This window comes from Streptomyces sp. DH41 (genome assembly GCF_029813785.1).
Classification (GTDB): Bacteria; Actinomycetota; Actinomycetes; order Streptomycetales; family Streptomycetaceae; genus Streptomyces.
In genome coordinates this window covers 150692-157207 of record NZ_JARVKY010000022.1, presented here as the reverse complement: position 1 = coordinate 157207, position 6516 = coordinate 150692, and the positions used below count along the sequence as shown (strand labels likewise).

The window sequence follows — 6516 nt, the reverse complement described above, 5'->3', positions numbered from 1 at the left end:
CCCGCCGACGGAACGTTCCGTCGGCGGGCGCCGTCGATCCACCGATACCCTTGACAGGTGACCGACGCCCACGAAACCGCAGCAGACCGTCCACTGCGAACCACCGGAGGCGCCCCTCCGGACGACGCCGGATCTTCTGCGAGCCAGGCGCCGATCCCCTTGCTCGAACCACGCGAGGGCATTCCGCGGGTGATCGCCGACGCGGACGCCCTCGCCGAGGTGACCGCCGCCTTCGCGGCCGGCCGCGGCCCCGTCGCCGTCGACGCCGAACGCGCCTCCGGTTACCGGTACGGCCAGCGCGCGTACCTGGTGCAGCTGCGCCGCGAGGGCGCGGGCAGCGCCCTGATCGACCCGGTGGCCTGTCCCGACCTGTCCGGGCTGGGCGCGGCGATCTCGGACGTGGAATGGGTGCTGCACGCGGCCACCCAGGACCTGCCGTGCCTGCGCGAAATAGGGATGGTGCCCACCCGCATCTTCGACACCGAGCTGGCCGGGCGGCTCGCCGGGTTCCCGCGGGTCGGCCTCGGCGCGATGGTGGAGAACGTCCTGGGCTTCGTCCTGGAGAAGGGCCACTCGGCCGTCGACTGGTCGACGCGTCCGCTGCCCGAACCATGGCTGCGCTACGCCGCGCTCGACGTCGAGCTCCTCGTCGACCTGCGCGACGCGCTGGAGAAGGAGCTGGACCGGCAGGGCAAGCTGGAGTGGGCCCGGCAGGAGTTCGACGCGATCGCCTCCGCTCCGCCGCCCGAGCCCCGCAAGGACCCGTGGCGCCGCACGTCCGGCATGCACAAGGTGCGCCGGCGCCGTCAGCTCGCCGTCGTACGGGAGCTGTGGCAGACCCGGGACCGCATCGCGCAGCGCCGGGACGTCTCCCCCGGCAAGGTGCTCGGGGACGCTGCCATCGTCGAAGCGGCGCTCGCCCTGCCGGTCAACGCGCACGCGCTGGCCGCGCTGAACGGGTTCGGACGCGTGAACCGCCGGCAGGTGGAGCAGTGGCAGGTGGCGGTGGACCGGGCCAGGGGCCTGTCCGAGTCGCAGCTGCCCCAGCCCGGTCAGCCGGTGACCGGTCCCCCGCCGCCCCGGGCCTGGGCCGACAAGGACCCGGCCGCCGCGGCCCGGCTCACCGCCGCGCGGGCGGCGGTCACGGCGCTGGCCGAACGGCTGAACATGCCGCAGGAGAACCTGATCACCCCGGACACGGTGCGCAGGGTCTGCTGGGAGCCGCCGGCGCCGGTCGACGCGGAGTCCGTGGCCGCGGCCCTCGCCGGACACGGGGCCCGGCCCTGGCAGGTGGAGCAGGTGACGCCGGTACTGGTGACGGCGCTGACGCAGAGCGTGTCGTAGGAGGAGCGGCGGCGAGTTCCGGCCAAGATCCAGGGTGGGCGGCGATCCGACGGTGTGACGTTCGCCGCTTGGGCCGGGGGGACTGGGCAGCTACGTTACTCATAAGTAGCATGGGCCTGAGCGCGCGCTCAGCATCTGCGCGCCGCAGCAGTGCCATCCCGCACCCTGGAGGAGAGCCATCGTGCCTCGTACCGTCAGGGACGTCGTCTTCGTAGACGGCGTCCGCACCCCGTTCGGCAAGGCGGGCCCGAAGGGCATCTACCACGAGACCCGCGCCGACGACCTGGTCGTGAAGGCGATCCGGGAACTGCTGCGCCGCAATCCCGGTCTCGACCCCAAGAAGATCGACGAGGTCGCCGTCGCCGCGACCACGCAGATCGGGGACCAGGGCCTGACCATCGGCCGCACCGCCGGCATCCTGGCGGGGCTGCCCACCTCGGTCCCGGGCTACTCGATCGACCGCATGTGCGCGGGCGCCCTGACCGCCGTCACCTCGGTGGCCGGCTCCGTCGCCTTCGGCGCGTACGACGTCGCCGTCGCCGGCGGTGTCGAGCACATGGGCCGCCACCCGATGGGCGAGGGCGTGGACCCGAACCCGCGGTTCGTCAGCGAGAAGCTGGTCGACGAGTCCGCCCTGTTCATGGGCATGACCGCGGAGAACCTGCACGACCGCTACCCGAGCATCACCAAGCAGCGTGCCGACGAGTACGCGGTGCGCTCGCAGGAGAAGGCCGCCAAGGCGTACGCCGACGGCAAGATCCAGGCCGACCTGGTGCCGGTCTCGGTGCGCCGTACGAACGAGGAGGCCGGTGAGACCGGCTGGGGTCTGGTCACCGCCGACGAGCCGATGCGTCCGGGCACCACGCTGGAGAACCTGGCGGGTCTGAAGACGCCGTTCCGCGTGCACGGCCGGGTCACCGCGGGCAACGCGGCCGGTCTGAACGACGGCGCGACCGCCTCCCTGATCGCGAGCGAGGACTTCGCCCGCGAGAACGGCCTGCCGGTCAAGATGCGCCTCGTCTCGTACTCCTTCGCGGGTGTCGAGCCGGAGGTCATGGGCTACGGCCCGATCCCGGCGACGGAGAAGGCCCTGGCCCAGGCCGGCCTGTCCATCGACGACATCGGCCTGTTCGAGATCAACGAGGCCTTCGCCGTCCAGGTCCTCGCCTTCCTGGAGCACTACGGCATCGCCGACGACGACGCGCGCGTCAACCAGTACGGCGGCGCCATCGCCTTCGGCCACCCGCTGGCCTCGTCGGGCGTCCGCCTGATGACGCAGCTGGCCCGCCAGTTCGAGGAGCAGCCGCACGTCCGCTACGGCCTGACCACCATGTGCGTCGGCTTCGGCATGGGCGCGACGGTCGTCTGGGAGAACCCGCACTTCGAGGGGGACAAGTGAGCACCACCACCGCAGAGCTTCTGAAGGGTGCGGCCGAGCTGTTCCCGGGCGAGGTCGTCACGCAGGCGCACGTACGCCACTTCGACCTGCCGCTGGGCGCGGGGCGCTTCGCCCTGATCACCCTGGACAACGGCCTGGACCACACCAAGCCGACCACGCTGGGCCCGCAGTCGCTGGCGAACATCGACGCCGCCATCGACCGGGTCGAGAAGGAGGCCGCGGACGGCGACATCGTCGGCGTCGGCGTCACCGGCAAGCCGTTCATCTTCGCGGTCGGCGCCGACCTCAAGGGCGTCGAGCTGCTGAAGCGGCACGAGGACGCGCTCGCCATCGGCAAGGGCGGCCACGACGTCTTCAAGCGGCTGTCGAAGCTGGCCGTGCCGACCTTCGCGTACTACAACGGTGCCGCGATGGGCGGCGGCGTGGAAATCGGCCTGCACTGCGCGTACCGCACGGTGTCGGCCGCGCTCCCGGCGTTCTCGCTCCCCGAGGTCTTCCTCGGCCTCGTCCCCGGCTGGGGCGGCTGCACGCTGCTGCCGAACCTGATCGGCGCCGACAAGGCCGTCTCGGTGATCATCGAGAACAGCCTGAACCAGAACAGGCAGCTCAAGGGCAAGCAGGTCTACGAGCTCGGCATCGCGGACGCGATCTTCGAGGGCGCGGACTTCCTGGAGCAGTCGCTGATCTGGACGGCGTCCGTCCTCAAGGGCGAGATCGCCGTCGAGCGTCCGGCGATCGACCGCGGCGAGGCCTGGGACCAGGCCGTCGCCAAGGGCCGCTTCATCGCCGACTCCAAGGTGCACGGCGCCGCCCCCGCCGCCTACCGCGCCCTGGACATCATCGCCGCCGCCAAGAACGGCGACCTCCAGCAGGGCTACGACGCCGAGGACCAGGCCCTCGCCGACCTGATCATGGGCGGCGAGCTGCGCTCCGGCATCTACGCCTTCAACCTGGTGCAGAAGCGCGCCAAGCGCCCCGCCGGCGCCCCGGACAAGGCGCTGGCCCGCCCGGTCACCAAGGTGGGCGTCGTCGGCGCCGGCCTGATGGCGTCGCAGCTGGCCCTGCTCTTCCTGCGCCGCCTGGAGGTGCCGGTCGTCCTGACCGACATCGACCAGGAGCGCGTCGACAAGGGCGTGGGCTACGTCCACGCCGAGATCGACAAGCTGCTCGGCAAGGGCCGGATCAACCAGGACAAGGCGAACCGGCTGAAGGGCCTGGTCTCCGGTGTCCTGGACAAGGCCGAGGGCTTCGCGGACGCCGACTTCATCATCGAAGCGGTGTTCGAGGAGATGGGCGTCAAGCAGAAGGTGTTCGCGGAGGTCGAGGCGGTGGCGCCCGCGCACGCGATCCTCGCCACCAACACCTCCTCGCTCTCCGTCTCGGAGATGGCGTCGAAGCTGAAGCACCCCGAGCGGGTCGTCGGCTTCCACTTCTTCAACCCGGTCGCGATCCTCCCGCTGCTGGAGATCGTCCGCGGCGAGCAGACCGACGAGGCCTCGCTGGCCACGGCGTTCGGCGTCGCCAAGAAGCTGAAGAAGACCGCGGTCCTCGTGAAGGACGCCCCGGCGTTCGTCGTGAACCGCATCCTGACCCGCTTCATGGGCGAGATCCAGAACGTCATCGACGAGGGCACCCCGGTCGAGGTCGCGGAGAAGGCGGTGGAGCCGCTCGGCCTGCCGATGTCGCCGCTGGTCCTGCTGGAGCTGGTCGGCCCGGCCATCGGCCTGCACGTCTCGGAGACCCTCAACCGGGCCTTCCCCGAGCGCTTCACGGTCTCCCCGAACCTCAAGGCGGTCGTCGAGGCGGGCAAGCGCGGCTTCTACGTCTACGACAGCGGCAAGCCGGAGCTGGACCCGGAGGTCGCCGCGCTGCTGAAGCAGGGCGACTCCGTCCTGACCGAGGAGCAGGTCCGCGACCGCGTCCTGGACGCGGTGGCCCAGGAGATCGGCCTGATGCTCGACGAGGGCGTCGTCGCCGAGGCCCAGGACATCGACCTCTGCCTGATCACCGGCGCCGGCTGGCCCTTCCACCTGGGCGGCATCACGCCGTACCTGGACCGTGAGGGCGTCGCCGAGCGGGTGAACGGGAAGCGGTTCCTGGAGCCCGGGGTGGCGAGCGTTCCGGCGTAACCGGGTATCCCCGGCGAAGGGGGTGGGCCGCACGGTAACGATCCGTGCGGCCCACCCCCTTCCGCCGCACGCGCACCTATAGGATCTCCACACGATCTGACTACTTGTGTACGCGGCTCTCCCGCCTGGACACCACCCTCGGCTCCGAGAGCGTGCGGTCGGCCTGTTGAGGAGATCCCCGTGGCGTCCACCCGCCGCCGCCCGCCCCGACGCCGGGTGTGGCCCAAGATCCGGCTGCTGCTGTTCGCCGTCGTCCTCGCCGCGGGTGCCACGGCCCTCTATCCCGTCTGGAACAAGGCGGACCCGGAACCGCCCGAACTGCTCGTGCGCTACCGGACCGGCACGCCGGCCACCTCCGCGGTGGCCAAGCCGTCGCTGGAGGTCTTCAACAAGACCGAGAAACCACTGCCGTTGAGCGACGTCACCCTCCGGTACTACTTCACCGCCGACGACGGCGCCTCCTACGCGTTCAACTGCGTCAACGCCGCCTTCGGCTGCTCCCACCTCGCCGGGCGGATCGTCGAGCCGGCCGAGCCGACCGACACCGCCGACCGCTACCTGGAGGTCCGGTTCTCGCCCGGGGCCGGCGAACTGGAGCCGGGCGCCAACAGCAAGGGCATCGACCTCCAGCTCTTCCGCACCGACCACAAGGAGTTGGAGCAGTCCGACGACCGCTCCTTCGACGCGGAGACGACCAGCTACAAGGAGGCGAAGCGGGTCACCGCGTACAAGCGGGGCGTGCTCGCCTGGGGCGAGGAGCCGGACGGCACGAAGCCGGACGACGACGGGAAGAAGGCGGGGACGGCCGCCGCCGATCCGTTGCCGGCCGCCCCCGACGGCGTCCTGTTCGACACCTTCGACTACCTCGGCCCCAAGGACCCGGCGCTGTTCAAGCACGGCTGGCTGGTCCGCACCAGTGAGGGCGGCCCCGGCATCGAGGACACGTGGTCGGCCGAGAACGTCGCCTTCCCCGCCGACGAGGAGGCCCTCGAGAACGGGCAGGTGCTGCGACTGCGCGCCAGCACCGACGGCACCGAGGCGGGCACCAAGCAGTCCAGCCTGGGCACGGCCGCGAGCAAGTTCCGCGAGGGGACCTACGCGGCCCGTATCCGCTTCAGTGACGAGCCGACCACCGGCGACAGGGGCGACCACGTCAACCAGACCTTCTACACCATCGGCGGCGAGGGCTCGAAGTACAGCGAGCTGGACAACGAGTACATGCCCAACGGCGCTTGGGGACGGGCCGGCCCCAAACTCGACACCGTGACCTGGTACGACCACAAGAGCAACGACCGCGTCTACACCACCACGAACAAGAGCCTCGCCGCCTGGCACACCGTGATGATCAGGGTGAAGGACGGCGTCGTCGCCTACTGGCTCGACGGCGAGAAGCTCTTCGTCAGCGACGGCAAGTACGCCCCGCGCGCGGACATGTCGGTCAACTTCAACCACTGGTTCGTCGACCTGCCGTTCAAGGGCGACCGCGCCTGGGACATGAAGGTGGACTGGCTCTACTACAACGCGAACGAAACCCTGACGGCGAAGGAGGTCCAAGCCCAGGTCGAGGGCTTCACCGACGACGGCAGGAACTACTTCGACACGGTCCGGGGGTGAGCCGGCGCGCCGCGCCGCTCATACGTTCAT

Annotated in this window: 4 protein-coding genes; all 4 read left to right on the top strand. The window is 70.7% G+C overall.

Features of this window, described 5'->3' with window-relative positions:
• The first annotated feature begins 57 nt into the window (after positions 1-57).
• The 4 genes from QC283_RS30155 to QC283_RS30140 all read left to right on the top strand — a co-directional run bounded on the left by QC283_RS30155 (position 58) and on the right by QC283_RS30140 (position 6486).
• Positions 58-1344 (top strand): ribonuclease D, encoded by a 1287-nt coding sequence (locus QC283_RS30155; protein ID WP_279564895.1) that lies wholly within the window; start codon positions 58-60, stop codon positions 1342-1344.
• A gap of 181 nt (positions 1345-1525) precedes the next feature.
• Positions 1526-2743, top strand: a complete 1218-nt coding sequence (locus tag QC283_RS30150; RefSeq protein ID WP_279564894.1) for a thiolase family protein — start codon at positions 1526-1528, stop codon at positions 2741-2743.
• Positions 2740-4872: a 3-hydroxyacyl-CoA dehydrogenase NAD-binding domain-containing protein gene (locus QC283_RS30145; protein ID WP_279564893.1), complete on the top strand. Its 2133-nt coding sequence runs from the start codon at positions 2740-2742 to the stop codon at positions 4870-4872. The genes QC283_RS30150 and QC283_RS30145 overlap by 4 nt, the downstream gene beginning before the upstream one ends.
• 180 nt (positions 4873-5052) lie before the next feature.
• Positions 5053-6486: a cellulose binding domain-containing protein gene (locus QC283_RS30140; RefSeq protein ID WP_279564892.1), complete on the top strand. Its 1434-nt coding sequence runs from the start codon at positions 5053-5055 to the stop codon at positions 6484-6486.
• The last annotated feature ends 30 nt before the right edge of the window (positions 6487-6516 follow it).